Genomic DNA, 25,207 nt, shown 5'->3' with positions numbered 1-25,207 from the left:
TAAAACTGTAAAAAGTTTAGCATTAATTGTGCCCATTCAGTGAAGATATTGTTTCAAAATCATCCAAATTATAAAGAGGCCAATTCAGTAGCGTGTTCATCACGTTCATGACTTAAACTTTGCTTCAATTGGCTGAGCTGTTTCAGGATGTTAAACATCAATGACAGTTGCTGTAACACAATTAAAGCTTTTTGATCTTCATCATTGGTTGGCGATAAATTTTGACGAATATCCTGAATCGTGGTTTGAGCACTTAAATCGACCATTTGATCATCTAAGAGTGCACTTTGAATCGCGACAAAGGATTGATCTAGTAAATCGAGAACCTGTTGATTTTGAATCGTATTACGATGTGCGCCTAGAGCGGCAATATAACTGAGCAGGGTATGATTCAAACACAAAAACTCGAATGCCAATGATTTTTGATTTGGATCGAAATCGGGTTCTGTGGCTAAAGTCGAGATGAGAGAAGCTACTTCAGCATCAGTATTATGTGCAGCGCGACGGACAATTCGGTAATTTAAACCATTATTACGGCCGTATTTATACTGTTCAATCACCTCAGCCAAGTAATCGCATTGCGCTTGCATTGAACGTTTAATACTGCGAGGTAAGCGGCGGAACTTCCAGTCAGGGAAAATGAAGCTTACACCGAACCAAGCAATCGCACAGCCAATCACAGTGTCAATCATACGAGGGAGGGCAGCTTCAAAGCCCATACCATCTAAGTTAAAGTTAATTAATGCCAAGATGGTAATAAATGCGGTAGCCTGCGCATATTGCTTACTACGTAATTCAAAGAACAATACGCCGCTGAGGATCAAGAGTAATAATTGCCCTTCGACCGATGGAATAAAGTAGAGGATGGAGAATCCAAGAATAATCCCGATTAGTGTCCCCACAATACGTAATCTTAAACGACGTTTTGTCGCGTTAAAGTTCGGTTGGCTGACAAATAGAGCGGTTAATAGAATCCAGTAACCGTATTCGATATTGGTTAATTGTACAAATATATAGCCAATAAGCTGAACCACAGAAAGTCGTACAGCATGGCGGAATAACACAGATTCAGGAGTCAGGTGCTGTTTAAAACGTACAACGATATCTGACCAACCTTTTAGATCATCATCTTTGAGTTGGTTTTCTTTATCTTTACTTCGGTCAAACTTAATATGACGCTCGGTTTCCACGTTGCGTAATTGAGCATCAATTGATTTTAAGTTTTGGTACAGGGCAAATAATGCATTGACCCAGACCATGTCATATTTTTGTTCATCACGTAGGGTGTTTAAAGACTTTCTTAGGTTCTCGAAAGCATGCTTAAAGCGTTTATTATGATGATAGGTTTTACGTTGCTGAATACTGTCACTCAAGTCTTTACAGGCTTTGGCTTGAATCGATAAAACCCGTTGAAAGCGGAACAAAATATCACTGTGCTGAAAGACCTTTGCTAAAACTTGATAGTCAATATGCGCTGAATCGGCACGCTCGTGAATATCTTGTGCCACAAAATAATATTGCAGACTACGACGAGTATCTTTTTGTCCACGGTCACCTTTTAAGCGCGTCAATAAAATGGTCCGCATCTCATTAAAGATGGCAATGAGTTTGCCATTTTCCAAAGACAAATCAATCATGCTTTGTTGATAGCTTTTAGGTGTCATATCGACATCAAAAAGATTTGATTTGGCATAGAGAAAATCGCCTAAAGAGGCATAGCATTTTGAAAGATTATCTTGTGCTTTACGTGCAGGGAATAATAAGAAACTGATGGTCGACAGTACGCCATACCACATTGCCCCAATCACCAATAAGCCCGCTTGCGTATACCATTCATCAAATAGTGGTACGCCCAGCATAGAATAAACCGAAATAACCAAACAACCATAGGAAATGGTGGCATAACGGCGACCGAGTGAACCTAATAAAATCAGGGCAATACACGATGCAATTAAAGTAATGGCAAATAAGATCGGGTAGGGGAATAGAACAAAGACGGTGACGGCAGTGACAAAAAAGCCAATGTAGGTATAAAACAGATTGAGAATGCGTACTGAGAAACGGTCATCAATATCGCTTAATCCGGCTGCAACCACCCCTAAAGTTAATGGAATGGTCATCAATTGTTGATCAAGCAAATAGGGAATAAATGCAGTACCAGCGAAGGCAATCACCATACGTAAGTTGTACATCAAACTGGTGTTGTAGGTGGTTTGTCTTAGATGGGAAAGCCAAGATTTCAAAATATGTCCTTACGTTCAGGGGCTTTAGAAAAAATTTAAATAACCTAGGTAAAATTCAGCAAATTAAAGGGTTATTTAAGTTACAAATCATACTACGCACTGTGTAAAATTGTCTTCACAATACCGCTAAAAAAACATGATTAAATATGCCAAATACTCGAGTTGAAAAGCCTTATGCCATGTCATGGATTATTTTATTGGCATCCTTGACCGCATTAGGTCCTTTATCAATCGATATGTATTTGTCCGCTTTGCCTGCAATCGCCAATGATTTCGGGGTCAGCACACAAATGGTTGCAAATAGTCTGCCAGCTTACTTCTTAGGGCTGGCCGTAGGGCAACTTATTTATGGTCCTATAAGTGATCGAATTGGACGTAAACCGCCATTATATTTTGGTCTGATCTTGTATGTGGTCGCAGGGTTACTTTGTGCCTTTGCTGACAATGAATGGCAATTAATTGCCGCACGCGTACTGCAAGCATTAGGTGGATGTGTCGGTGTGGTTGTGGCACGTGCTGCAATCCGTGATCGACTTGATATGCAAGCGTCTGCACAAGCCTTTGCGAGTATGATGATCGTGACAACATTAGCGCCGATTATTGCACCGAGTTTAGGGGCGTGGGTGCTGATGTTTTTTAATTGGCATGTGATTTTTGTAGTGCTGATGCTGTGTGGGCTGATTAATCTGATTTGCGTGCATTTTTTCTTTAAAGAAACTTTGATTCCCGAGCGCCGTCTTCAACTCAGCTTTAAGCAAGTATTTAGTTTATATAGTGCAATTTTACAAGATAAAAGTTTCCGTAAACCGATGATGGCGGGCAGCTTTTCTAGTGCAGTCCTGTTTTGTTATATTAGTGCCTCTTCAGCCATCTTGATGGATCATTATCATTTAAATCAGCAACAATTTGCTTATACCTTTGGATTTAATGCCTTAGGGATTATGCTGCTTTCCACTTTGAATAAACGTTTAGCCACACGTTTGAATGTTTTCCAACGTTTAAAAATTGGGACAACACTGCAACTCATTGGCGTGATTAGTTTATTTATTTTGGGCGTTATGGATATTAAATCCGTTATTCCTGTTTTGATCGCGATGTTTGTTGTAGTTGCAGCGATTGGCTTTACAGGACCTAATGCAATGGCATTGGCTATGGCTAAACAGGGGGCACGTGCAGGAACAGCTAGTGCTGTCATGGGGAGTGTTCAATTCGGCTGTGGTTTATTGGGCGGGTTGTTATTGAACTTTATGCTATGGAATGCGCTATCCAATATGGCAATCGTGATGTGCTTATTTGTTGGGGTTGCTTCAACCACCATTTATCGGCTTAAAGCCACGCAAATTTAAGTTGAATTAAAGAATTTAATGAGAAAGTTGAAAGTATTGAGTGCTTTTTAAACATTTGAAAGCATAGCGACATCCGGATCAATAAATCTTGTGAAAACAAAATTTTAAGTCATGTACTTTAGATATGAAGTCATTGGAAGCGTTTTAAAATGAAGTGTACACGGTGATGAATAAAAATGGTGAAATAATCATTTTTATATAAAAATATAATGAAATCATAAATTTATGAATAATTAATTCAAGAATAAAGATCACTTAAGCTAATCGAAATACAAATTTCCTAAATAATTTGACTGAATCTGAAAGGAATTCGGTTGAAAAATGCGTTATTTATGATGCATATAAGGGAAGCTTTGAGGGATATATAACCAAAATAATAGCTTATTTATAACTTTATATTATGAATTAATATTTTATTGTTAAGAAAAAACAATGAATAAATTCATTTAAAGACAGCATAATGTTCGACTTTTCATAAGAATACTAACATTTACGTCCGTGGATCTAGATAAAGGTGTCTTATGAATATGCTTTGTCCAGTTTCGCCGTGCAGAGCCTGTTGCTGAGTCGATATCTGTTTTCTAAATCGTGTATAAATGAATTAGAAACAGATCATCGTTGGGTTGAATATCATCATTTGCATGATTTTGACGAATTTGAATTAGATGTTGGATTGTTTTGTTTTTCTAAAGATCGTGTTCGATCCAGTCATGTGCTAATCACATATTTTTAGAATAGCGAAAGTCCAAAATCATCTTGGGCAAATAATTATGGATTTTACTTTTAACGCATTTTATACCTTGATTGCTGCAGTCATCGTTTTACTGCTAGGTCGATTCTTGGTAAACAAGATTGATTTTTTAAAACGTTACAACATTCCAGAACCTGTTGCAGGGGGCTTGGTTGCAGCAATTCTCTCCCTCGTTGTGCATAACATTTGGGGTTATAGCATTACGACCAGTAGTGAACTACAAACCAGCTTTATGTTGATCTTCTTTGCATCCATTGGTTTAAGTGCAAACTTTGCCAAGTTGCGTGAAGGCGGTATTGGTCTTGTGATCTTCCTAATCGCGATTTCAGTATTTATTGTGGTGCAAAACGGTGTTGGTATGACACTCGCATCGCTTTTAGGGATTGATCCTTTGATTGGTCTAATCGCAGGTTCAATTACATTGACCGGTGGTCATGGTACTGCTGGTGCCTGGGGTGAAATCTTTGAAGTTGAACACGGTATTCAAGGTGCTTTAGCTTTGGGTATGGCGAGTGCGACCTTTGGCTTGATCATTGGCGGCATTATTGGTGGTCCACTTGCAAAAATGTTGATTAATCGTCATCAGCTTGCAACGCCACGTTCAGGTAAACAGATTGAAACACGTGATAATGCACCTGTAGATATCAATTCAACTGAATATGTGCCATTTGAATATCCACATCGTGTTCGTTTAATCACTGCAGACAATGCGATTACAACATTAGGTCTATTTGCAGCTTGTTTGGCATTTGCTGAATTTATGACAGGCTTTAGCAAAGGCACCATGTTTGAATTACCAACATTCGTTTGGGCACTCGCTGGTGGTGTGATTATTCGAAATATCCTCGAAGGTATTTTCAAAATCCAAATTTTTGATCGTGCGATTGATGTCTTTGGTAATGCTTCATTATCGTTATACCTTGCGATGGCATTGTTATCGCTCAAATTATGGCAATTGGCAGATCTTGCAGGTCCGTTAATGGTGATTCTCGGTGCACAAACCATCACTATGGGTTTATATGCAGCATTTGTGACATTCCGTGTTATGGGCAAAAACTATGATGCGGCAGTATTGGCAGCAGGTCACTGTGGTTTTGGTATGGGCGCAACGCCAACAGCGGTTGCGAACATGCAGGCGATTACCAACATGTACGGGCCTTCGCATAAAGCATTTTTGATTGTACCGCTTTGTGGTGCATTCTTTGTGGATTTAATTAATGCCACAGTTATTCAAATGATTCTTAAGTTTTTTGCATAATTAATGCAGCTTAATACAAGTCGGAAATTTGACTCAGGAGCAAAATGAGATGAACGACCAAATCAGTGAAACGCTCCTATCTTGGGTCAATGCTGCCAATGGTCCCTTATGGGACTTTTTGGTTGTGTTTTTAGTTGCGGTCGGTGTGTTTTACACGGTAATGACTGGGGCAGTTCAAGTTCGTTTGTTCTTTCACAGTATTAAAGTGATGAAGGGCAGTCGCACCCAAGTTCAAGATCATCACGGCATTACACCGTTCCAAGCATTTGTTACAGGTTTAGCAAGTCGTGTAGGTGTCGGTAACGTTGCCGGTGTTGCGCTTGCGATAGCCGTTGGTGGACCCGGTGCTGTGTTTTGGATGTGGTTTACTGCATTCTTAGGGATGAGCTCGGCATTTGTAGAATCATCACTGGCGCAGTTATTTAAAGTACGTGATGTACAAAATAAACAGTTCCGTGGTGGTCCTGCGTATTATATTACCCAAGGATTAAAACAAAAATGGCTCGCGGCATTATTTGCTGTGGCTTTGGTTTTAACTTACGGTTTTGTGTTTAATGCCGTTCAAGCCAATGCAATTTCAGATGCCACTTCACATGCATGGGGTTGGGATCAAGCGAATGTGATACTTGGCTTAGGAGGTCTCAATCTTGAAATCTCTTGGATTGGTCTATTCCTTGTCATTATTACAGGTTTAATTATCTTTGGTGGCATTAAGCGTATTGCAAAAGTTGCAGAACGTTTTGTACCGTTTATGGCCGTGCTTTACCTTGCCGTTGCACTGTACATTGCGGTCGTCAATATTGATGTCCTCCCGTCAATCTTCCAGCTCATTGTCACTAAAGCATTTACTTTTGATGCTGCAGCTGGTGGCTTCTTTGGTAGTATGATCTCTATGGCGATGATGATGGGGATTAAACGCGGTTTGTTCTCTAACGAAGCGGGTATGGGGTCAGCACCGAATGCAGCAGCAGCTTCCGATGTAAAACATCCTGTAAACCAAGGTTTGGTACAAATGCTGGGTGTATTTGTGGATACCTTTGTAGTGTGTTCATGTACTGCCATTATTATTTTGGTCTCAGGTATTTATGAAAATGCTGGCTTTGAGGGCGTAACCTTGACTCAAATGGCGCTTGAATCGCAGATTGGTTCATGGGGTGATGACTTCTTGGCGATCATTCTATTCTTGTTTGCCTATTCATCAATTATTGGTAACTATGCCTATGCTGAAGGGAACGTCCAGTTCATTAATAATAATCCACGTATGATGACGATCTTCCGTATATTGGTGTTAATCATGGTGTACTTCGGTTCGGTTGCGAGTGTACCTCTGATTTGGAACATGGCAGATTTGTTCATGGGTGTGATGGCAAGTATCAACCTTGTGGCGATTCTTTTATTGTTCCCGTTTATTATGATGCTCACCAAAGATTATACGCAGCAGCTTAAACAAGGCATTAAAGAGCCTGTGTTTAAACTGGATAATCATCCGAAGTTTAAAGATAAAGTCGATTCGGATATTTGGTAAGCCACAGTAAAAAATTGGTTGTAACAATGTAGGTGTTTTCTCCATTATTTATAAACAATCCAAGGTTATAATAGCCTTGCATCTAAATATGCCGCTATTTATTAATTCATTTAAATCATAGGGATCAAAGGTTTATGCAGAAATTGCTGTTCAGCTCAATGGTATTGTCAACAAGCCTCATTGTAGGATGTCAAACTGTACCGACAGGTGTGACACAGCCGCAGCAAACCTTGACCTCGCAAATTTCTAGTCGAGTGGAAGCTCAAGCACGTCCGAATCAAATCCAGTTCCAAAAGATTAAAGAAACTGAAAATCGTCCAGTGGTGGCTTTAGTGCTTGGTAGTGGTGGTGCACGTGGTTACGCACATATTGGTGTGATCGAAATATTGGAACAAGCAGGCATACATCCTGATTTTATTGTTGGTACGAGTGCAGGCAGTATTGTTGGTTCAATCTATGCCAGTGGTAAACCTGCGATTGAATTACGCAACATTGCATTTAGTATGAAAGCAAATGATGTGCGTGAAATTAAACTCGATATGAAAGGCTTTTTTGATGGGAAGAAAGTCGAAGATTATGTAAATACTCAAGTCGATCATACACCATTACAAGATATGAAAATCCCGATGTTTGTGGTCGCGACAGAGCTAAAAGAAGGCAAAAAAGTCGTCTTTAACTATGGAGATACAGGACAGGCCGTACGTGCTTCTGTTTCAATTCCGAGTATGTTTATTCCTACAAAAATTGAAGATAAAGAATATGTAGATGGTGGCTTAGTGAGTCCCGTACCTGTGGATATTGCACGTGAATTAGGGGCGGATATTGTGATTGCAGTGGATATTCTCGCGCAGCCTGAACATACGGAAACCACGAATGTATGGGGCTTGTTTAATCAAAATATTAATATCATGCAAAATCGTTTGGCTGCACAGGAACTGCAGCACGCCGATGTAGTGATTCAGCCAGATTTACGTGAAAAAGGACATATATTTGATGTCAAAGGTCGGGAAATGACCATGCAAGCGGGTGCAGATGCTGCATTGGCAAAATTAAAAAATATTGAACAGGTCTTTGAGATGCATGATTATGCTCAAGGCTTACAGATTTCTAAATTGTTGAAGCAATAAATTTGCTGAGATTTATTGGCTTATCATTCAAAATGAATGGATAGGTCTTTAGCGTTTAAAACGATTAATTAAGTATAGAAAGCTCTTTATAGGAAGTTTTCTCACCTTAAAGTAAAATCTTGCTCATGCTAAATCTTTGAAAAATATATTATATTAATAAATATTAAATACATTATTGTTCATTTAAATATATAAAATAAGTTTTTTCATAGACTTAAGTTTATCAAGTGGTTGAAAAAAGAGAAAAAGCTGACAGAATGAAATGTATATTTATTATGGCTTGACCCATTATGCAAAACATTTACATCGGTTGCCAAGTCAGACTGGCTCAGTTCACGGACTATATTTTTACAGTCACTGCGCAACATAATGACGGATCGTTTACCGTACAAACAAAGCTCAGTGAAGAACAAATTCTCACCTACCAAAATGTTGCTCAAGAGATGCTACAACTCATTGAGTAAATGGACTTTCGAGGTTTATGATCGTGTCTTCAATGTAAATTAACATGTTGATATTTTGTAAGATGAGTGACCTGCAAATATGGTCTTAATCCTTCAATCTCGGTCTTAAATCTATTTATGACTCATACATTTAGATGTGACCTATATGCGAATATTTGTATGAAATATATTTTTTTATAAATAATTGTGATGGGTAAATTGCCAAAATGAACATTTTAATCGTCATAAAAACGATATAATAATCACACATATCATTAGCATTCAAAGAGTTCAGAGAAAGCGATGGCTCCTTTAGATCAAATTGCACCAGCGACTGACGAACAGTCCGAATTAACAATGACTGTTCTCATGACTCCCGACATGGCTAACTTTTCGGGAAATGTGCATGGTGGTACCATTTTGAAATTGCTGGATCAGGTTGCTTATGCATGTGCAAGCCGCTATTCAGGCAGTTATGTAGTGACTTTATCGGTTGATAAAGTGAACTTCAAAGAACCTATTCATGTGGGTGAATTGGTGACATTCCTTGCGTCTGTGAACCATGTTGGTCGTACTTCGATGGAAATTGGGATTCGTGTAGAAGCTCAAAATATTCAAAAACGTACAGTTCGCCATACGAACAGTTGTTACTTCACTATGGTTGCAGTAGATGACCAAGGTAAACCTAAGCAAATTCCACCGCTCAATTTAGATAATGATTGGAAACGTTGCCGTTTTGAAGCAGCAGAACATCGTAAAATTGCTCGTTTACAAGAAAATCATCATCCATCTTGCAGCATTTATAAAAAATCTCGCCACGCATAAGCGGAAAACTGAAAAAGATCCTTTCGAGGATCTTTTTTTTAGACCATGGTCTGAACAAGCTACTTGACTCGTAGCAATGTTTAGTCTGTTTATTACATTTGAGCAAGGCTCTATTTTTCAGTTTGAGACTTAAGTAAGCCATATCGGACTGAATCATGCAGCGAAGATAAGGGATTAAAATTTCCCAGTAAAAAGTTTAACTATGGAATTAAGACATTTACGCTACTTCACCACGATTGCAAACGAATTGAATTTCACTCGTGCTGCAGAAAAGCTGAACACAGTGCAACCTTCATTAAGCCAACAAATGAAGGATTTGGAACGTGAAGTTGGCGTACAGTTGATTGAACGGACCAATCGACGAGTAGCTTTGACAGAGGCAGGACATGCATTTTTAAAAGAAGCTTTATTAAGTCTAGAACACGCAGAGCGGGCGATTCAGTCGGCACGACATATTGCGCAATTACAAAAAGAACACCTGAATATTGGTTTTGTTCCTGTCGCGGAAATGAAAGTATTTCCATATATCATGCCAAGTATTCGTGCTCAGTTTCCGGAACTCAAAATTCAGTTCTATAGCATGACAGACGTCGAACAATTTGAAGCTTTAAAAAATGGTGAGATTGATATCGCGTTTACGCGTTATTCTATGGACAGTGACGTTTTTGATGCCATACGTGTATTTGATGAACCGCTTACATTGATTGTTCCCAAAAAATCACCAATCGCGGATTCACCAACGGTCAGTCTAAATGAACTACATCACCAAGATTTTATTATGAGTGATGAAAAGGCTTCGCCTGAACTTCACAAAATTGTGAATGCTTTTTTTGAAAAATCAAAGCTGAATGTTAATGTGGTTCAGCATTCAACTAATATTCTACTCAATGTGAATTTGGTGGGCATGGGGGTAGGCTGGAGCTTAGTACCAGCTTATGTGATTCCATTGCTTGGTGAAAATGTGGTGATGAAAAAAACCGTTGAGCCTTTACCGATGATTGGTTTGTACGCCAGCTGCCGTAAGCAGTCTCATCATCATGTGATTGAGCTGATTTTTAAAGTTTTAAAAGATAAATTCAGTATCGATTTATTCTGATTTAAAGTCCCATAAAAAAACCACGCCGTAGCGTGGTTTTTTTATAAGGTTCAATTATTTTGCATGCAGTTTTGCAAAGAACTGTTGGCTTGTACTATCAAGTGTTTGAGGAATTGCAAGTGCAGCCACGAAACGGTCAGGGCGGAGCAGAACAACAGAAGATGTTGTTTTACCGAACCAAGTACGGATTTCAGTGCCGATATCACCAATCGTGATCACGTTGTCATATTTGACACGTTTTTCATTGCTGAGCTGAACGGCTGGAATCACTTGAATAAACTTCACGCCTAATTTTTGCCATTGTTTCATGCTTGCTTCAGAGAGACCCCATTGTGGATCAACACCCCAAGCAATCACTGCAAAGTCATTACCAATCACTTCGTCTAATAAAACTGTTGCGCCTGATTCAAGCTGAACTTGTGGCTGAATAAACATTTTGCCGACAGGTGATTCTTTATTATTGTCTTTCACCAATGCACCTTCATGATATTTCGGCATTGGTTTAAAGCGCATTTCAAGTAAATATTGCTTAATTGGCTTGATGTAGTTCAATGCATAGGCAATACCATCACGTACTACACCATGCCATTTTTTCGGTGGCGCAAGCACATGACCTGCCATTACGGAAAGATCAATCATTGCTTTGGCATGGTCTTTACGTTCAATTTGATAAGAATCTAAGAGCTCAGGGCTAGCTTTGCCTTGCACTACCAATGCCACTTTCCATGCAAGGTTGAAGGCATCACGCATACCGCTGTTATAGCCTTGACCTTGCCATACTGGCATGATGTGAGCTGCATCACCTGCAAGTAAAATACGATCTACACGGAATTTATCGGCAATACGGGCATTATGGGTATAGACACGCTGACGAATCACTTCGATACCATCAGTCGTAGGTAATACTTTTGATAAAAGTTTGGCAATATTTTCAGGTTTGCTGAGTTCTTCTTGCGTTTCACCTGGCATCACCATGAATTCGAAACGACGAATACCGTGTGGTAAAGCTGCTGAAACATAAGGACGTACAGGGTCACAGCATAAGTAAATATGTGGTGTCGCTAGAGGATCATTTTCGATATCAATCACGATCCATTGGTTCGGTGCAGTTTTACCATCAAAACCAATATTTAAAGTGCGACGAACAATAGAGTTACCACCATCGCAAGCAATCAAGTATTTTGCTTGCACTGTTTCTTCAGTTTGATCTTTGTTTTGAATATTCAGTGTTACGCCATTGGCATCTTGATTAAAGCTGGTCAATTGACGTGAAAAGAGCACTTGCGTGTCTTTATAAGCTTTCAAACCTTGCAATAACACATTATCCACTTGTGGCTGAATAAATGCGTTACGACGTGAAAAACCAAATTCACGTGTTAAAGGCTGAATATCGGCAAAGCAGTGACCTTTTGGTGTTAAAAAGCGCATTGCATGATTTGGTGTGGTATGTGGGAGTACTTGATCGACTAAACCCAATGATTGAATGGTACGCAATGATTCATCATCAATACCAATGGCACGAGGATAGTCAATTAAAGAATCAAGTTGTTCAACAACAGTGACACTGACACCTTGCTTGCTAAGATAATTGGCAATCGTGAGACCGACAGGGCCAGCACCTAAAATCGCTACGTCCGTTGTGTAATTTGCTTTGTTACTCATCGCGAATGTCCATACAATCAATTCACATTGAGGACTATTAAGGGCTTAAAATGACTGTGTCGCAAGCTATGCGATAGTAGGTGAAATGGATTAATAATAGATGTATGGGAAAATTAAAATTTATTAAGTTATTGAAATATATTAATTAAATAAAGAATAGTCATAATTTGATTTAATCTCATGATTAGATATGGCTATGGTTAAAAGCGATTCATACATATTAAATATAAAAAAGCTGAATCAATCATGAATTGATCCAGCTCGAAAAGATATCGAGTCAACTTGAGCATAGCCCACTGGAGATGTTGAACAAGATATCTATCACATTATGTTCTGAGAACATCTAGGAAAAAATTATTCTGCGGGTGCTGCTTCGACACGTGGTTCTGAAGCAGGTTGTTCATCAGATGGCTGAGCAGCAGGTTGAGTATTTGGTGATTCTTGAGTGTTCACAACAGCTTCTTCTTGGTCAGAAACTGTGACAGGTGGGGTAGTTGGTTTAGCAGCAAATGCACTTACAGCAGCAATAGAAAGTGTTGTTGCACACAATAATTGAGATAATTTCATCTTAAAGCATCCTTCATATGTTTTTAAATTTCAACCGCAATGACCATCACATCATTTTGGCTGAGGTTAATCCTAGGTGCTGAAAATAAGATGGGCAACGGATGTAACAGAACAGAAACTAAAGCTTAAACTGTCCTTATACAAACGCAGGAAAGTTGTTTCAATTGTGTTACATATACACCATTCACTTTGCTTAAAATATTTCAAAACATGTCAAAAGTGCCTCCAAAACCTTAAGTAGTTCCGTAAATCCCCTTCATTTTTTACTGATTCGAAAGTTCAGTACCATGTATTAAGCTCTAAATTCGTTAAGATTGGATATACTGTGATGAATCAACACCTGATCGAAAAGTGAGTCTAATTTGAACGTCCTTAGCCCGACACCAGCCATACCTGTTCATATTATTTCTGGATTTTTAGGTGCGGGTAAAACAACACTTTTACAGCATTTACTTGCCCAAAAGCCTGAAGATGAAACATGGGCAGTGCTCATGAATGAGTTTGGGCAAATTGGGGTCGATCAACAATTACTACCACAAGAACAGGGCTATGCGGTCAAAGAGCTTTTAGGTGGTTGCCTGTGTTGCAGTAGCCAACTACCGATGCAAATCGCACTTTCACGGTTACTTAGTGAGTCAAAACCTGATCGTTTGTTTATAGAACCCACAGGACTCGGTCACCCAAGCCAGTTACTTGAACAACTGACTGAGCCACATTGGCAGAGTCTCTTGTCTATGCAGGCTTTGGTCACAGTCGTGAATGGATCACAATTACACGATCAAGATTGGACACAGCAAAATCTATATCAAGATCAACTCAAAGCCGCACAAATTGTGATTGTTTCTCATGCTGATGTCATGACCGCGCATGACATAGATGCATTGAATGCACTTAAAAAAGAATATGCTGCGTATCAACAAACTTGGCTTGAAGCTGAGCAGGGAAAAATCAGTTTAGACCTGCTTAAACAAAACTATGTCGGGACAGCACGCAAAATACAGCCTTTACTTAAATTGCAGAAGCGGATGTCAGTAGATCAGACACAAACGGTCATTCAGCAATTACCGTATCATTATGTGGAATCTGCTCAAGGTTATTCTGTCGCAGGGTGGAAGTTTCCAAAACGCTGGACATTTAATTTTCTGGATCTGCTGGATCTGCTTTGTGAACAACAAGATTGGCTGCGTATTAAAGGAATTTTCCATACTGATCAAGGCTGGAAAAGCTTTAACTTTAACCCTGAGCAGTTTAACTACCAATCCAGTGAAGAAAGCATTGATAATCGGATTGAGGTGATTTATCAGCAAGCACGTGATTGGGCGGTATTTGAAGAACAGCTCATGGCATGTCGTTTAGAATCATCAGATACAATCAGCTCTGCAAAAGACAGATAAATCTTATATGCTATGCGCAAATTTGAGGAATCACATATGGCGCTTAAAGCAACAATCTATAAGGCAGATCTAAATATTGCGGATATGGATGTCCACCGTTATGAAGATTATCAACTGACGATGGCTTTACATCCTTCTGAAACCATTGAACGTTTAATGGTACGTATTTTGGCTTATGCGCGTTTTGCTGCAGAAGGGCTTGAATTTACCAAAGACTTGTTTGAAACAGATGAACCTGCTTTGTGGCAAAAAGATTTGACGGGTCAATTGCTTCAGTGGATTGAAGTAGGCAGCCCTGATGAAGATAAAGTCAAAAAAGCCAGCGCACGTTGTAAAAATGTCGCAGTCGTGACTTATGGATCTTCAGTTGATGATTGGTACAAACGCAATTCTAAGTTAAAGACTTTATCTAATGTCCAAGTGTGGAAAATCTCAACAGCAAGTACTGAAGCTGTTCAGCAACTTTGTGAGCGTACAATGCAACTACAACTTAATGTTATGGATGGTGAGTGGACATTAATTGGTGATCAAGCTCAAGCAGTTATTGAATGGGAACAACTACAGTAAGTGTGAACTTCGCTGATATTTAAAGATGCCCTAGGGCATCTTTTTTTATGAATGCTTGAATTTTCAGCATGACAACAGCAGACCGCATAATTCCTGTTTATAATGCTGGGGTTTGTTTATATCAGGAAATACGTCATGACCAAAGAATTAGAAATCATCGATCTAGTGGTAGGTGAAGGTAAAGAAGCGGTTAAAGGTGCGTTAATTACCACACATTACACAGGCTGGTTAGAAGATGGGACTAAATTTGACTCATCATTAGACCGTGGTAACTACTTTGAAACCGTGATTGGTACTGGTCGTGTGATCAAAGGTTGGGATCAAGGTATTATTGGGATGAAAGTTGGTGGTAAACGTAAATTAATCGTGCCATCTCATTTAGCCTACGGTGAGCGTAAAATGGGGAATATTATCCCTGCCAATTCAAACTTAATCTTTGAAATTGAATTATATGATGTAAAAACTCGCGATTAATTGCGATTTTTATATAGTAAAAGAATGAATAGGCAAACCTTGCCTATTCATTCTTAGATTCAAAAATAACTTTTTAAAATAAATATTTATATAATTTCTGACTTTCTTCAAGACCTGAAGGTCCATAATTTTGAAAGCCCAAATGCAGATAATAATCTAAGGAAGATAGGGTACTTTTAACTTCAATTTTATGCACGTTCTTATTGCTCATTTGCTGCAGCATATAATCATAAAGCGCGCTACCGATTCCCATTTTTTGAGCATGTGTGGCAACGAAATGCATCTTAATTTCACCTTGGTCTGTGACCATAATGAAACCAACGACTTTGTCATGAATTAGATACACCCAACAATCGTTATAGAGCATTTCACTAATAAGCTGTGCATCGGTGTAGCGCTCCAGCCAAGGCTGAATAATATTTTCATGACGATGGTGATCCTCGACACAGGAGCGAATACTATCCTGAATAACGTCGATTATTTGGGGAATATCTTGAACTTTTCCTTCACGGATCATGGCTATTTAACATATATCACTAACTTTATCTCATTTACATTTGAGGCTAGTTGGCGCAAAAATTATAGGCATGAATTGTGTTTTTTTACCTATAACTGTGCGGTTATTCACTATTTCGATTGGGCTTTTGTTACAAATGTATCGAGATCGTGAGGATGTGAAAATGGGTAGTTTATTTTTTAATATTTCACTTGAATTGGAAAATAACCAATTTTTGAAATTGTGATGAGTACTTGGGAGCGAAGTTAATTTCGTTGTAAAGTGTTAGGCACAGGCTAAAAATAACACTATACGGCAAAGCTGTTGTCAGAGTGCAATACCATTGATAGATGAGAATACATGATGCTCAAAGTCCTTATATTTCTGATCTTTTTTATTCTGATCTATAGCTTGAGTATGTGCATAAAAAAGGTATGGATCACGCAAAAATATAAACGACGACATTTGAATCAACGAGGGCACAGTAAAGTTTCTGCATCTCAAACTGAGACTAAACCATCGGAAAGCCAAAAAACGATTCAACACGAACGTACGATTGATGCTTTTGAACCACAATATTTTGACGATGTGATCAATCAATTTTTGGAACAAAAGATAAAGCTGACGGATATCCAACAGGCACGTGATTTACAACTTGAATGGTTAAATAAAATGCCAATGCACACTGAAAGTGAGATTCGTCGTCTAGATCTTGGTGAGTGGTCGATTTATTGGGCTTTTTATCAGCAGTCATTTGAATATTATGTGAGTCGTTATGGAATTTTTTGTACCCATATCGATCGAAATGGGAATGAACAAAAAATCAAAATAGAGATTGATCCTGTAAGCTAGACCTTTTGCACTTTTATTTGAAATGACCACATCGATATGATTATTGATTTTAAACAAGCCCAGTTAGCAAAATTTCTCGCCATTGCCAAAAAAATTCAAAATCAGCCTGAGCTTTATCTCAATTTTGACCATGTATCAGATTTTTATAAGGCATCTTGGCTTGAGGATTTCCCTCAGGGCACCATCTGGCATGTTTCAGGGTTAGATGATGGAGCAGAAGTGTTCTATATCAGCATTCAGTATACACATTACCGTTTAAATATAGATTGCGGAGAAACTTGTTCAGTAAGTCTAATTGCCATAGATTGACTCAAATGACCGATAAAATTCTTATCACAATGAATGTATTACGGATTTAAAACCTTTTAAATATATTGATCTAATGGACCTCATGGTCTAATGAAAAAACGCTGATAAAAATAAAATAGGAAGTTGCCATGGCGCATCAATTTACCGTTCAAGCACAAATCGATGGAATTTCATTAAGCGATTTTAAACGTATTGCCAAAGACACCAAAATGCATGAAGTGGTTTGTCATCATTTACCTGCACAAAACATGGAAATTTTAGTCTCAGAAGTTGATGGAGACATTTTTACCATGAAGCGTGCCTATAATTTGGATGTGAACATTCCAGACATTGCGAAAAAAATGTTGAAAGATGCGTTTCGATTGAAACGTACCGATATTAGTAATTTAGAAAAGCTGACTTCAACGGTAGAGCTAGGTGCCAACTTACCTATTCAGGCCAATTGCCAACGTCACGTGACAGGCAATGATGAGCATGTGGCATTTCATTTGGAATGGATGGTAAAAGTTAAAGTGCCATTGATTGGGGGGATGCTAGAAAAACATGCAGAAGGCGAAATCCGTAAATTTAGCCAAATTGAAATCGAAATTATTGAAGACGAATTGCGTAAAGCTTTAGTGGCTTAAGTCAAAAAGAGCTTCCATATGGAAGCTCTTTTTTTAGGTTACTTTTCGAATTTGGCTTTGTAGAGCACTGCTGTAAAGAGTGTTACTAAACAAACAGTCCAAATATAATATAAAGCACCGATATTGCTGTATAAACTTAACCATTGTACGAGTGGTAAAGTGATACCACCTGCGATGGCATACGCGACATTGTACGAGAAAGAAATACCAGTAAAACGAATTTTGGCTGGGAACATTTTCACCATACTGTATGAAACCATGCCGACAGTGCCTGAGCTTAAGCCTAACAGCATGTATAGAATAAACACAGTAGATGGTGCGACATGTCCTAGGCTGTTGTAGAAAATACCGGCCATTGCGGCAACCAAAATTGAGCCAAACAGCATGACTTTGCCTGCACCAAAACGGTCAGCAAACACACCAGCAAGCACACAGCCAAGCATTTGCATCAAAATTGCAGCACTTTGCATTTTAAATGCGTCAGCACGTTCAAAACCGAAAGCGCCTACAAGTAGATTTGGCATCGCTAAAATTAATACCACGACACAGCCAGTTAAGAACCATGTAAACAGCATGCCGATGACAGTTGCGGTTTTATGTTCAGCCAAAACATATTTCACAGGCAAGCCTTGCGCCAATTCCTTTTTCGCCTGCATGGCTTTAAATACAGGTGTTTCTTTTAAATAGCTACGCAAATACAGCGCAACAAAACCAAAGACACCACCGAGTATAAATGGAATACGCCATGCCCAGTCTTTAATTTCAGCTTCGCTAAACTGTAGTGAGATGAACAATGACATTAAAGCGCCAAGCAGAATCCCTAGAGATAAGCCTGCGGTGAGAACACCATTGGCAATCCCGATACGTTTTTCAGGGACATGCTCTGATACAAAAGTCCACGCGGCTGGAATTTCACCACCAATTGCAATGCCTTGAACCATACGCATGAGGAGCAACAGAAGTGGTGCTGCATAACCAATTTGTTCGAAGGTTGGCAAAATACCAATAATGAGCGTAGGTAAAGCCATGAGTAAAATGGATAAACTGAATAGACGTTTACGTCCAATCAAGTCACCAAAATGAGCCATCACCACACCGCCCAATGGACGGAAAAAATAACCTGCAGCAAAAATACCATAGGTGTTTAGCATCGCCCAAAATGGACTCAGTGTACTTGGGAAAAATAACTCTGAAATCAGCTTGGCATAAAAGACATAAATGACAAAATCATAAAATTCTAATGCACCACCGAGTGATGATAGACCAAGTGTACGTTTATCTGCTGTACTCAGACGTGGAGGTGCAGCCATGTTTCAATTCCTTTTGAATGGTCAAGATGTGCATGATTCTAAAAGAAGCTTGTTTTATTGAATAATCAATCTTTCTTTTATTGGTTAAAATAAAAAGTTATTAAACATAAATAAGTTATGCTTTTAAGTTATTAATAATAGCTTCGTAGTCAACTTGATTTATAACTTAAATAATATCGTTTCAAAAAATAAAAGGATGACTGTAGAAATCAATTGAACTATTTGGGAGTGATAAAGCTTTTATGAAAATAAATGATAAAGTGGATGACGTTGATTAGTTTAAGATCATAGAGAGTATTTGAATGTTTAGGGCAGATGAAGCTCAATGAATAATATTTTGGCTGTGGCACAGCAAGGTGAGCCGATTTTAAATTTGATCGCTGCACCGGTAATGGAAGTAGAACTGAAAAGTGAATGGCTCAACCATTTGACAGAAGCCATGATGGCAACCATGCTCGCACGACAAGGTGTAGGGATTGCTGCACCACAAGTCTATGTTTCAAAAAGGATCATCATTGTGGCATCGCGTGCCAATCCACGTTATCCCGATGCACCAAACATGCAGCCGATCATTATGCTGAATCCCAAAATTATTGAAGCGTCACAAGCAAAAGTGATCGGGCAGGAAGGGTGTCTCAGCGTGCCTGAACAACGTGGTGATGTTGCTCGGGCTGAACAGATCAAAGTACGGTATTTGAATTTGCAAGGGCATGAGATCGTGCAAGAATTTTCAGGCTTTCCTGCACGAATCGTACAACATGAAATTGACCATTTAGATGGAATTTTATTTGTAGAGCGACTTTAGCTTTTAAAAATAGCAGTACCTAGAGCAAAGACTTCGACCATACCGCCTTGCATACCTAACTCTGTGGTACTGAGTCGAAGCCCCATGATGTGTGTTGCACCAACTTTTTCAGCTTGCTGTTTCAAGCGAACCACAGCTTCACGCCGTGCACGTTCAACAATACTTTCATAGCTGGTCAAACGTCCACCGAAAAAATTCTGAATATTGGCAATGACATATTTAAAGTAGTCATGAGAAATAACCACATTGCTGCTAATCATTTGACCATCATAGGTCGAACTTGCAAAACGATTGGTGTCGATTTGAATATAAGCCAAGCGCGCTTCTGCTTCATCAAGTTGTTTTAAATGTTTCTGCTCGTTATAACGTCCAAATGCAAAACCGATCAGGAACAAAACGACGAACAAACCAATTTTAAAGAACACCGCATCCATGGCTTAACCCTCTGATGGGAAAGGATCAGGAAGCTTGAGTGAAGTTGGAGTAACAATAACAGCTGTGCCATAAACAAAGAGTTCTGAAGCACCTTGAGCAATATTTGAAGTTGAGAAACGAATACCCACAATGGCATTTGCGCCCAAGTTTTTGGCTTTCTGAATCATACGATTCATGGCTTCTTGACGCGATTCTTCTAAAAGTTCAGTGTAGGCAGTCAGTTCACCGCCGACAATATTTTTCAGACTTGCCAAAAGATCACGACCTACGTGTTTACTACGTACGGTGCTGCCGTAGACAACATCGATCTGCTGAGTGATGGTATGACCCGGAACAGTTTCTAAATTACTTAATAGCATGCTTTTCTATTCTAGTTTAAATTTCCATCAAGATAGAAAACTATGTTTAGAAAAGCAATAAAAAAGCCCACCGAAGTGAGCTTTTTTATTTTTAAAAGAAATGCTTATTGTGCATTTGCGCGTTCTGCACTAGATGCAGGGTTAACCACTTGTTGACTTGTTGTTGCTTTTAAACCACCACCTAAAGTTTTATACACTTCAATTTGGTTATTTAAATTTGCTTGTTCAAGTAACAATAAACCTTGCTCTGCAGCATATGATGTACGCTGAGCATCCAATACAGTTAAGTAACTATCAATACCCGCACGGAAGCGTGCATTCGATAATTTATAAGTGGTATTGGTTGCATCGACAAGACGACGCTGTGCAGCAACACGATCAGCAATATTCTGACGTACAGCTAAAGCATCATTTGCTTCACGGAAAGCAGATTGAATCGCTTTTTCATATTCAGACAATGCAATTTTTTGGTCTGTTTCTGAAATTTTGATATTTGCTTTACGTGTGCCCCAATCCCAAATTGGTAAATCTAGACTTGGGCCAATTGACCATGCAAATGAACCTGATTTGAATAAATCAGAAAGTTCAGTTGAACCGTAACCTGCACTACCTGTTAAGCGAATGCTAGGGAACAATGCCGCTTTGGCAGCACCGATGTTTGCACCAGCCGCAGAAAGACGATATTCAGCAGCACGGATATCCGGACGATTGTTCAATAAGTCACTTGGCAAACCAGCAGCGAACGCAGAATTTGAAGTCACTTTTGTTACACGTTGAGATGGCAATAAGCTTGCAGGAACTTGTTCACCCACCAAAAGATTCAGTAAGTTCTTTGCTTGTGCAAGTTGAGTCTTATATTCAGCAACGTCACTACGTGCAGTTTCAACAGAGATTTGTGCTTGACGTACAGGAACTTCACTGTCGATACCAACATCAAAACGTTTTTTGTTTAGATTATAAGATTCAAGCTGAGTTTTAAGCGTTTGATCTGCAAGTTTTAAGTTTGCATTGGCATACGAATATGCCACCCAAGCTTGAGCCACTTGACCAATCAAAGCAATTTGCGTTGCATCACGTGCGCTTGCAGTTGCCAAATAAGTATCTAAGGCATTGTCTTTCAAGCTACGTACACGGCCCCAAAAATCAAGCTCATAAGCAGTTATACCAAGTCCGACATTATAAGAACTGGTTGCACCACGGGTGTTGGCAGTATCTTGACGCAAAACACTACCTGTTACACCAATACTTGGAAGCTGGTTGTTTTGGGTAATTTGATAGGCTTGTTGCGCACGTTCAATATTTAACGCAGCTGTGCGTAAATCACGGTTATTGTTTAAGGCTAAATCAATGACTTGGATTAAGCGTTGATCTGCGAAAAAATCTTTATAACCTTGTTCAGCAACTGAAGTCCCCGCAGGACCCGCTAAATAACCTTGCGGGATATTGGCTTGGACAGTGGGTTCTGGACCACGCATGCTTTGACATGCAGTCAAAGCAAGCGCAATTGCAGATACCGCAATGCTACGACCTGAAACAGACCATACTTTTTGCATCACGAGGTTTGCTCCTGTTTATTTTGTTGTTTTGGTTTGTATTTAAAGATACTTCGTACCCATACGTAGAATACAGGAATAAAGAAGATCCCGAGTAATGTAGAACTGATTACACCACCAAGAACACCATAACCGACTGAGTGCTGACTACCGGCACCTGCACCAGAGGCAAGGGCAAGCGGAAGTACACCAAAACCGAAGGCAAGGGTCGTCATAACGATTGGACGTAAACGCATTTTTGCAGCATGCATAGTTGCGTCCATCAATTCTTCACCCTGTTCTTGGAGTTCTTTCGCAAACTCTACAATCAAGATGGCATTTTTAGCTGCCAGACCGATTACGGCAACCATCGCCACTTGGAAGTAGATGTTATTTGAAAGGTTCGGGTCTTTAAATACAAGCATACCAAGGAAGGTTAAGGTAACAGCACCTACGATACCCAATGGTACAACCAAAAGTACAGAGAATGGGATTGACCAGCTTTCATAAAGCGCAGCAAGACATAAGAATACGATTAACAATGAAAGACCGTATAGGAATGGCGCTTGTGCACCAGACTCACGCTCTTCTAGAGATAAACCTGTCCATTCGTAGTCAAAGCCTTGTAAGCCCATGGATGGAAGTTTCGCAACGATTTCTTCCATCGCTGCCATTGCTTCACCAGAACTTACACCCGGTGCTGGCGTACCTTGAATATTAAGTGATGAAATACCGTTATAACGCTCTAGACGTGGTGAACCATAGGTCCATTCGCCAGTTGCGAATGAAGAGAATGGAACCATCGCACCTTGGTTATTACGAACATACCACTTGTTCAAGTCTTCAGGCATCATACGCGCATCAGCTTCGCCTTGAACGTAAACTTTTTTCACACGTCCACGGTCAACGAAGTCATTGATGTACGAACCACCCCAAGCCATGCCCATGGTTGTATTGATCTCAGAGATACTCACACCTGCAGCACCAGCTTGTGCTTGGTCGACAATGATCTTGTACTGTGGTGTATCTTCTTGACCATTTGGACGAACACCTACAAGACGTTTGTCTTGTGCAGCCATACCTAAAATGGCATTACGTGCATTTAAGAGTTGTTCGTGACCTAAACCACCTGCATCTTTAAGCTGCAAGTTAAAGCCCGCACTCACACCCAATTCAGGCATTGCAGGAAGCTGTAATGGCATGATATATGACGCATCTTTCACGATCATATTCAATGCCATACCACGACCAATAATTGCACCAATTTGCGATTCGGGTGATGTACGTTCTTCCCAATCTTTCAATTTAATGAAGGCAAGACCAGCGTTTTGACCAACACCTGTGAATGAGAAGCCAGCAACACTGAACACAGAGTCGACGTAGTCTTTCTCTTTTTCAAGGAAATAGCCTGTCATCGCATCAATGGTTTTGTCCGTACGTTCCAAGGTCGCATTTGGTGGTAATTGAACCAAAGTCATCACCACGCCTTGGTCTTCGTTTGGTAAGAACGAAGATGGTAGTTTGGTGAACAAGAAACCAAGAACAACAATCACTGCGCCATAAAGAAGTCCAGAGAACAATTTATGGTGCGTCATACGGCTAACGCCGTTTTGATATTTACCCGAAAGCTTATCGAAACTGCTGTTAAACCAACGGAAGAAACGTGCAAAAATATTATTGCTTGGTGCTTTATCTGGATCATGTTGTTTCAAGATAGTCGCACACAGAGCAGGGGTAAAGGTCAATGCCACGATCAATGAAAGGATCATTGCAGTAACCAGTGTGATCGAGAACTGACGGTAAATAACCCCAGTCGTACCACTCATAAATGCCATTGGCACGAATACTGCGGTTAATACCGAAGTAATACCCACCAAAGCACCTGAAATCTGACGCATTGATTTTTCAGTGGCCGTGACAGGATCTAAATGTTCCTCGGCCATGACACGTTCGACGTTTTCGACCACAACAATCGCGTCATCCACCAACAGACCAATCGCGAGTACCATGGCGAACATGGTTAAGGTGTTAATTGAGAAGCCAAACACGTTGATGATGGCAAATGTACCCAATACAACAACAGGTACAGCCATCGTTGGAATTAATGTTGCACGCCAGTTCTGTAAGAACAAGAACATGACGAAGAATACAAGAATGACTGCTTCGATTAAGGTGTGTACAACACTTTCAATTGAAAGCTTAATAAACGGTGTTGTATCGAAAGCAAGTTGGTCTTTCATACCCGCAGGGTAGTTCGGACGAAGTTCTTTCAAACGTGCTTCAACAGCTTTTGCTGTATCCAATGCGTTCGCACCAGTTGCCAGTTTAATTGCAACACCGCCAGCAGGCTTACCATTGAACTTAGAGTCAAATTGGTAGTTATCAGCACCAAGTTCCACACGTGCCACATCGCCTAAACGAACTTGTGCACCATTTGCCGCATTCTTTAAGAAGATATTCTTAAATTCTTCAGGTGTCGTCAGCAAACTTTGTGCATTTACAGTGGCATTTAGCATTTGACCTTCTACAGAAGGCGCACCACCTAACTGACCAACCGCAACCTGAGCGTTCTGCGTACGTAACGCATTGGCAATATCACTTGGAGTGACTTGGAGGCTTGCCATTTTGGCAGGATCCATCCAAATACGCATTGCATATGAACCACCAAAGACTTGAACTTCACCCACACCTGCAACACGGCTCAGTGGTTCAGAAATATTCGAGTTTACATAGTCTTTAATGTCTTCTGCAGTCAGGCTGTCATCTGTTGAATAGAAAGCCAATACTTGTAAGAAGCTCGCACCAGACTTTGTGACTTTAATACCTTGACGTTGTACATCTTCAGGTAAAAGTGCAGTTGCTGATTGAAGTTTATTTTGCACTTGAACTTGCGCGATATCAGGGTCGATGCCTTGTTCGAAGTTCAAAGCAATAGATGCTTGACCGTTACCTGCACTTGTTGAAGAAATATAGCGCAAGCCATCTAGACCATTCATCTGTTGTTCAATGATCTGAGTAACAGTGTTTTCAACAGTCGCTGCAGATGCACCAGGATAAGTTGCAGACACTGTAACAGTCGGTGGTGCAATCGTTGGGTACTGCGCAATTGGCATTTTTGTTAGCGTAATCACACCCGCCAGCATAATGACCAATGCAATCACCCAAGCAAAGATTGGGCGATGGATAAAGAATTGAGCCATTCAGT

At 39.8% G+C, this 25,207-nt stretch carries 23 protein-coding genes; 14 read left to right on the top strand and 9 right to left on the bottom strand.

Annotated features, from left to right (window positions below; all coding sequences use genetic code 11):
* Window positions 1-68: 68 nt before the first annotated feature.
* Window positions 69-2,243 carry a YccS family putative transporter gene (gene yccS, locus A3K93_RS08980; protein WP_067730880.1) on the bottom strand — a complete coding sequence of 725 codons (2,175 nt, stop codon included), beginning with the start codon at window positions 2,241-2,243 and terminating at the stop codon, window positions 69-71.
* A 146-nt stretch (window positions 2,244-2,389) separates the two neighbouring features.
* Between yccS and A3K93_RS08975 the strand changes: the two genes are divergently transcribed.
* The 7 genes from A3K93_RS08975 (at window position 2,390) to A3K93_RS08950 (ending at window position 10,614) form a co-directional block, all read left to right on the top strand.
* The gene (locus tag A3K93_RS08975; protein WP_067730878.1) at window positions 2,390-3,589 is read left to right on the top strand and encodes a multidrug effflux MFS transporter; all 1,200 of its coding nucleotides are present in this window, start codon (window positions 2,390-2,392) and stop codon (window positions 3,587-3,589) included.
* Window positions 3,590-4,359: 770 nt separating this feature from the next.
* Window positions 4,360-5,598: a sodium/glutamate symporter gene (gene gltS / locus A3K93_RS08970; protein WP_067730876.1), complete on the top strand. Its 1,239-nt coding sequence runs from the start codon at window positions 4,360-4,362 to the stop codon at window positions 5,596-5,598.
* A 49-nt stretch (window positions 5,599-5,647) separates the two neighbouring features.
* Complete coding sequence (locus tag A3K93_RS08965; protein ID WP_067730874.1) at window positions 5,648-7,123, top strand: alanine/glycine:cation symporter family protein; 1,476 nt, start codon at window positions 5,648-5,650, stop codon at window positions 7,121-7,123.
* Between the two features lie 134 nt (window positions 7,124-7,257).
* The gene (locus tag A3K93_RS08960; RefSeq protein WP_067730872.1) at window positions 7,258-8,250 is read left to right on the top strand and encodes a patatin-like phospholipase family protein; all 993 of its coding nucleotides are present in this window, start codon (window positions 7,258-7,260) and stop codon (window positions 8,248-8,250) included.
* A gap of 290 nt (window positions 8,251-8,540) precedes the next feature.
* Window positions 8,541-8,714 carry a hypothetical protein gene (locus A3K93_RS14970; protein ID WP_171255064.1) on the top strand — a complete coding sequence of 58 codons (174 nt, stop codon included), beginning with the start codon at window positions 8,541-8,543 and terminating at the stop codon, window positions 8,712-8,714.
* 282 nt (window positions 8,715-8,996) lie between these two features.
* Window positions 8,997-9,518 carry an acyl-CoA thioesterase gene (locus tag A3K93_RS08955; RefSeq protein WP_067730870.1) on the top strand — a complete coding sequence of 174 codons (522 nt, stop codon included), beginning with the start codon at window positions 8,997-8,999 and terminating at the stop codon, window positions 9,516-9,518.
* A gap of 202 nt (window positions 9,519-9,720) precedes the next feature.
* A complete protein-coding gene (locus A3K93_RS08950; RefSeq protein ID WP_067730868.1) occupies window positions 9,721-10,614 on the top strand; it encodes a LysR substrate-binding domain-containing protein in 894 nt (297 codons plus the stop codon).
* Between the two features lie 54 nt (window positions 10,615-10,668).
* Here the strand turns inward: A3K93_RS08950 and A3K93_RS08945 are convergent, their stop codons facing one another.
* Window positions 10,669-12,276, bottom strand: coding sequence for a bifunctional 3-(3-hydroxy-phenyl)propionate/3-hydroxycinnamic acid hydroxylase (locus tag A3K93_RS08945; protein ID WP_067730867.1), 1,608 nt, complete (start codon window positions 12,274-12,276; stop codon window positions 10,669-10,671).
* Between the two features lie 354 nt (window positions 12,277-12,630).
* Window positions 12,631-12,843 (bottom strand): hypothetical protein, encoded by a 213-nt coding sequence (locus tag A3K93_RS08940; protein WP_067730865.1) that lies wholly within the window; start codon window positions 12,841-12,843, stop codon window positions 12,631-12,633.
* Window positions 12,844-13,205: 362 nt separating this feature from the next.
* Here A3K93_RS08940 and A3K93_RS08935 point away from each other — a divergent pair, with 362 nt between their 5' ends.
* The 3 genes from A3K93_RS08935 (at window position 13,206) to A3K93_RS08925 (ending at window position 15,278) form a co-directional block, all read left to right on the top strand.
* A complete protein-coding gene (locus A3K93_RS08935) occupies window positions 13,206-14,237 on the top strand; it encodes a CobW family GTP-binding protein (protein WP_067730863.1) in 1,032 nt (343 codons plus the stop codon).
* Between the two features lie 36 nt (window positions 14,238-14,273).
* Window positions 14,274-14,804, top strand: coding sequence for a YaeQ family protein (locus A3K93_RS08930; RefSeq protein WP_067730861.1), 531 nt, complete (start codon window positions 14,274-14,276; stop codon window positions 14,802-14,804).
* Window positions 14,805-14,939: 135 nt separating this feature from the next.
* Window positions 14,940-15,278 (top strand): FKBP-type peptidyl-prolyl cis-trans isomerase, encoded by a 339-nt coding sequence (locus tag A3K93_RS08925; RefSeq protein WP_067730859.1) that lies wholly within the window; start codon window positions 14,940-14,942, stop codon window positions 15,276-15,278.
* Between the two features lie 73 nt (window positions 15,279-15,351).
* On the opposite strand, the gene A3K93_RS08920 is transcribed toward A3K93_RS08925, so the two are convergent.
* Entirely contained in the window at window positions 15,352-15,795 is a 444-nt protein-coding gene (locus tag A3K93_RS08920; RefSeq protein ID WP_067730857.1) for a GNAT family N-acetyltransferase, read from the bottom strand.
* Window positions 15,796-16,239: 444 nt separating this feature from the next.
* Here A3K93_RS08920 and A3K93_RS08915 point away from each other — a divergent pair, with 444 nt between their 5' ends.
* The 3 genes from A3K93_RS08915 (at window position 16,240) to A3K93_RS08905 (ending at window position 17,561) form a co-directional block, all read left to right on the top strand.
* Complete coding sequence (locus tag A3K93_RS08915; protein ID WP_157883271.1) at window positions 16,240-16,626, top strand: hypothetical protein; 387 nt, start codon at window positions 16,240-16,242, stop codon at window positions 16,624-16,626.
* A gap of 36 nt (window positions 16,627-16,662) precedes the next feature.
* Entirely contained in the window at window positions 16,663-16,935 is a 273-nt protein-coding gene (locus tag A3K93_RS08910; RefSeq protein ID WP_067730853.1) for a hypothetical protein, read from the top strand.
* A 128-nt stretch (window positions 16,936-17,063) separates the two neighbouring features.
* On the top strand, window positions 17,064-17,561 hold the full coding sequence (locus tag A3K93_RS08905; RefSeq protein WP_067730851.1) for a DUF2505 family protein: 498 nt from the start codon (window positions 17,064-17,066) through the stop codon (window positions 17,559-17,561).
* 38 nt (window positions 17,562-17,599) lie between these two features.
* On the opposite strand, the gene A3K93_RS08900 is transcribed toward A3K93_RS08905, so the two are convergent.
* Window positions 17,600-18,871, bottom strand: a complete 1,272-nt coding sequence (locus A3K93_RS08900) for an MFS transporter (protein WP_067730849.1) — start codon at window positions 18,869-18,871, stop codon at window positions 17,600-17,602.
* Window positions 18,872-19,196: 325 nt separating this feature from the next.
* Between A3K93_RS08900 and def the strand changes: the two genes are divergently transcribed.
* The gene (def, locus tag A3K93_RS08895; RefSeq protein WP_067730847.1) at window positions 19,197-19,676 is read left to right on the top strand and encodes a peptide deformylase; all 480 of its coding nucleotides are present in this window, start codon (window positions 19,197-19,199) and stop codon (window positions 19,674-19,676) included.
* On the opposite strand, the gene A3K93_RS08890 is transcribed toward def, so the two are convergent.
* The 4 genes from A3K93_RS08890 to A3K93_RS08875 form a co-directional block, all read right to left on the bottom strand.
* On the bottom strand, window positions 19,673-20,110 hold the full coding sequence (locus A3K93_RS08890; protein WP_067730845.1) for a YbjQ family protein: 438 nt from the start codon (window positions 20,108-20,110) through the stop codon (window positions 19,673-19,675). The genes def and A3K93_RS08890 overlap by 4 nt on opposite strands.
* Window positions 20,111-20,113: 3 nt before the next feature.
* Window positions 20,114-20,470 carry a YbjQ family protein gene (locus tag A3K93_RS08885; protein ID WP_067730843.1) on the bottom strand — a complete coding sequence of 119 codons (357 nt, stop codon included), beginning with the start codon at window positions 20,468-20,470 and terminating at the stop codon, window positions 20,114-20,116.
* 104 nt (window positions 20,471-20,574) lie between these two features.
* Window positions 20,575-22,023: a multidrug efflux RND transporter AdeIJK outer membrane channel subunit AdeK gene (gene adeK / locus A3K93_RS08880; protein ID WP_067730841.1), complete on the bottom strand. Its 1,449-nt coding sequence runs from the start codon at window positions 22,021-22,023 to the stop codon at window positions 20,575-20,577.
* Entirely contained in the window at window positions 22,023-25,202 is a 3,180-nt protein-coding gene (locus A3K93_RS08875; protein WP_067730839.1) for an efflux RND transporter permease subunit, read from the bottom strand. The genes adeK and A3K93_RS08875 overlap by 1 nt, the downstream gene beginning before the upstream one ends.
* Window positions 25,203-25,207: the final 5 nt, after the last annotated feature.

Source organism: Acinetobacter sp. NCu2D-2 (genome assembly GCF_001647675.1).
Taxonomy (GTDB): Bacteria; Pseudomonadota; Gammaproteobacteria; order Pseudomonadales; family Moraxellaceae; genus Acinetobacter.
This window is presented reverse-complemented; position numbering and strand designations above follow the sequence as displayed.